General features: G+C 66.0%; 3 protein-coding genes. 1 reads left to right on the forward strand and 2 read right to left on the reverse strand.

The window, feature by feature from the left end; all coding sequences use genetic code 11:
• Positions 1 to 3 precede the first annotated feature (3 nt).
• Positions 4 to 1,110: a GTP pyrophosphokinase family protein gene (locus LQV45_RS21565; RefSeq protein ID WP_230008754.1), complete on the forward strand. Its 1,107-nt coding sequence runs from the start codon at positions 4 to 6 to the stop codon at positions 1,108 to 1,110.
• A 171-nt stretch (positions 1,111 to 1,281) separates the two neighbouring features.
• Here the strand turns inward: LQV45_RS21565 and LQV45_RS21570 are convergent, their stop codons facing one another.
• Complete coding sequence (locus LQV45_RS21570; RefSeq protein WP_028275954.1) at positions 1,282 to 1,566, reverse strand: DUF1540 domain-containing protein; 285 nt, start codon at positions 1,564 to 1,566, stop codon at positions 1,282 to 1,284.
• 126 nt (positions 1,567 to 1,692) lie between these two features.
• On the reverse strand, positions 1,693 to 3,213 hold the full coding sequence (locus LQV45_RS21575; RefSeq protein ID WP_230008753.1) for a SulP family inorganic anion transporter: 1,521 nt from the start codon (positions 3,211 to 3,213) through the stop codon (positions 1,693 to 1,695).
• Between the last annotated feature and the right edge of the window lie 235 nt (positions 3,214 to 3,448).

The raw sequence follows: 3,448 nt of genomic DNA on the forward strand, positions 1-3,448 counted from the left end.
TCCATGGCGAGCAACTGGGACCGTTTGGACGTGAGCCTGCGCGATTCCGTGCAGGAGAACGTGGAGTTGTACGAGCGGGTCCGGCCTGCCCTGAAGCTGGTCACCCGGGAGGTCCTGCTCACGCTGCGGACCATGCTCAAGGACACCGAAGTCACGCCGTTGTTCGTCACCGGACGCACCAAGACCGTTGAATCCTTCCGCGAGAAGATTTCCCGCATTGAGGAACCGCTGGAGCCGGGCGGGCCACCTGTGCTGAAGTTCCCGGACCCGTTCCGGACCCTGAATGACATGGTGGGAATCCGTGTGATCACGAAGCTACCGGCGGAAAACGCGGTGGTGGCGAATCTGATCAAGCGCCAGCGCCAGCTCTTTGACTGCCGGGGGGACCGGGAAAAGGACATCGGCTCGATCGAGCCCGGCACATACGGCTACTCGAGCCGGCACCTGATCCTGCGGACCATCCAGAACGAGGCCGTCAAGGACTACCAGCTGGCCTTCAACCCGGACGTCCCGCCGAACGGCAGCTACTTCTTCGAGTGCCAGATCCGCACCGTCTTCGCCCACGCCTGGAGCGAGATCGAGCACGACATCCGGTTCAAGGCCGAGGACCCGCGGGCCTGGACCCCGCACTTCGACCGCCAGTTCACCGCGACGGCCGCCATGCTGGAGACCGTGGAGAGCGCGTTCTCGGACCTGCACGAACGCTACGAGGAGGTCCGCGGCTACTGGGACATGGACGGTGAGGGTGCCGCGCAGCTGACGCCCAACCGGATCCGCGACGTCTGGCGGACCCTGCTGCCGCACGTGGACCGGAAGGTCGACGACGACTGGGGCTGGGCCGCGGAGCTCATGGCCGCCCACGGCCTCAACCAGACCATGCAGCTCGCCGGGCTGCTTAGCGCCAACCGGATCACCGAGGTCCGCAAGGCCCTGGACCACCGCTACTCCCCCGGGCCGGACCGGCTGCTCGATGACCTGCTGCTGTGGCAGTACGGCACCGAACACATCGAGCTCACCGCCGAGCCGGCCGACGCCGTCCCGCACCCCCGGCGCGACAGCCTCCTGCGGCGGCTCAAGCAGATCGAACGGTACCGGCTCACCCAGGGCTAGCGCGCCTGCCTCAGCGGATGCCCTCTGCCACCACCGATTCTCCCCACCTTTGAACCAGCGACGCCGGTCCTCACCGGCGGTTCGGCCCGACACGCCGGGTGCGGCGACCAAAGGTGGGGAATTTCAGCGCCAGCGGGGCGGATGTTCGATGGACGCGGACGGCGGGTGCGGCTACGTGTGGGCGTAGGTGAGGCAGTCGGCGTTGTCGACGCCCGGGCCCACGTGAACTTCGGGCGCCTTGCACATCAGATGGTCGTTGTGGGTGCACTCGGAACGCTGGCAGGCGCCGACGTCGGCCAGCACCTTGGGGAGCCCGCCGTGCACACCGATGTCGATGAAGGTTGCGCAGGAGGCATGATCTGCGGCGCCGCCGACGGTAATGGCGGCCGCGTTGCAGTGGGAGTGGTCATTGAAGGAGCAATTGCTCACGCTGCAGTCGGCTACGTGCGTCGTCATTGGATTTCCTCCATGCTCCGGCCACCCGGACGGGCGGCGCCGTAAATCCACGCTAGGCCGCACCAAGGCAAACAAAAAGACCCAAACGTGTGACCTAATACCGGCCCGACCGGTCGCGCCGCCCCGTCAGTTCCCCGCGCCGAGCTTGCCGGCCAGGCGTTCGCGCATCAGGGCGCTGGCCTGGTTCAGGCCCACGACGTCGACGCTCTTGCCGTGCTGCCGGTACTTCTCCGTGATCGCATCCAAAGCGGCGATCGTGGAGGTGTCCCACAGGTGGGAGTCCCGCATGTCGATGACGACGCGTTCGGGGTCCAGTGCGTACTCGAACTGGGTGTAGAGGTCATTCGCGGAGGCGAAGAACAGCTCGCCGTCCACGCGATACGTGGCCCGGCCGCCGTCGTGTTCCGTCACGGTGCGCTCAACGGTGACGAAGTGGGCCACCCGCCTGGCGAACAGGACCATCGCGACGAGTACGCCGACGCCGACGCCGATTGCCAGGTTGTGCGTGGCAACGGTGACCACCACCGTCGCCGCCATGACGGCGGTTTCGCTCTTGGGCAGGGCCTTGAGGGTGGCGGGCCGGATGCTGTGCCAGTCAAAGGTGGCAACTGATACGAAAATCATGACGGCCACGAGCGCGGCCATCGGGATGAGGGACACAATGTCTCCGAGTGCCACCACGAGGATGAGCAGGAAGACGCCGGCCAGAAGGGTGGAGATCCGGGTCCGGGCGCCGGAGGCTTTGACGTTGATCATGGTCTGGCCGATCATTGCGCAACCGCCCATGCCGCCGAAAATGCCGGTGACAATGTTCGCGACGCCCTGCCCCCAGGCCTCGCGGGTCTTGGCTGAACGCGTGTCCGTGATGTCATCCACGAGCTTCGCGGTCATGAGGGATTCGAGCAGGCCCACGAAGGCCATGGCCAGCGCGAACGGGAAGATGACCTGCAACGTTTCGAACGTGTTCGGCACGTTGGGCAGTGACAAAGAGGGCAGCGAGTCCGGCAGTGCACCCTTGTCCCCCACAGTGGGAACGACGACGGCGGCCGTCACCGTGATGAGCGTCAGGGCCACAATGGCCACGAGGGGTGCGGGGACGGCTTTGGTGAGCCTGGGCAGGCCGAAGACGATCAGCAGGCCCAGCGCGGTGAGCGGGTAGACCAGCCAGGGCACTCCGATCAGCTCGGGCACCTGCGACAGAAAGATCAGGATGGCCAGGGCGTTCACAAACCCCACCATGACCGGGCGGGGGATGAACCGCATCAGTTTCGCCACGCCGGAGAGGCCCAGCACGATCTGGAAAATGCCGGCCAGAATCACCGCCGCCACAAGGTAATCCAGTCCGTGGGACTTCACCAGTGGGGCGATCACCAGGGCGACGGCGCCGGTGGCCGCAGAAATCATCGCCGGGCGGCCGCCGACGAAGGCGATGGTCACTGCCATCGTAAAGGACGCGAAGAGCCCGATCCTCGGGTCCACGCCGGCGATGATCGAGAAGGCGATCGCCTCAGGAATCAGAGCCAGTGCCACTACGAGGCCGCCCAAAACCTCGGTCTTGAGCCGTCGCGGGGACGTCAAGGCGCCTCGGACCGATTGCAGTTGCGCGGGCGTGGCGGCCGGGGCCCGCGCGTCGATACTGGTGGCCATCGCTGGCTCCGTTCGTGGTCAAGGAGGCCGAACGGCCTCCAGATGTCAAAGAATGTGCAGAATTCAGGGAAGGTGGGGCGCTGCGTCGCGCCGGGGTGGGGAGTTCGCCTTTTCGGGCTCACCCACGCAATGAACCCTACCCGTCGGACTCCTGCCCGCACGGCGGCATAAAAATCTGACATAATTGTCCGACAGGTGGTCATGAAGTGGCCACCCCGTGGATGCCGGTGGCACC

The organism is Microbacterium sp. Bi128 (genome assembly GCF_918698205.1).

Excerpts from the sequence above, each read along its gene's own strand:
- LQV45_RS21570 (WP_028275954.1), bottom strand. The coding sequence starts at position 1,566 with ATGACGACGCACGTAGCCGACTGCAGCGTGAGCAATTGCTCCTTCAAT.
- LQV45_RS21575 (WP_230008753.1), bottom strand. The coding sequence starts at position 3,213 with ATGGCCACCAGTATCGACGCGCGGGCCCCGGCCGCCACGCCCGCGCAA.
- LQV45_RS21565 (WP_230008754.1), top strand. The coding sequence starts at position 4 with ATGGCGAGCAACTGGGACCGTTTGGACGTGAGCCTGCGCGATTCCGTG.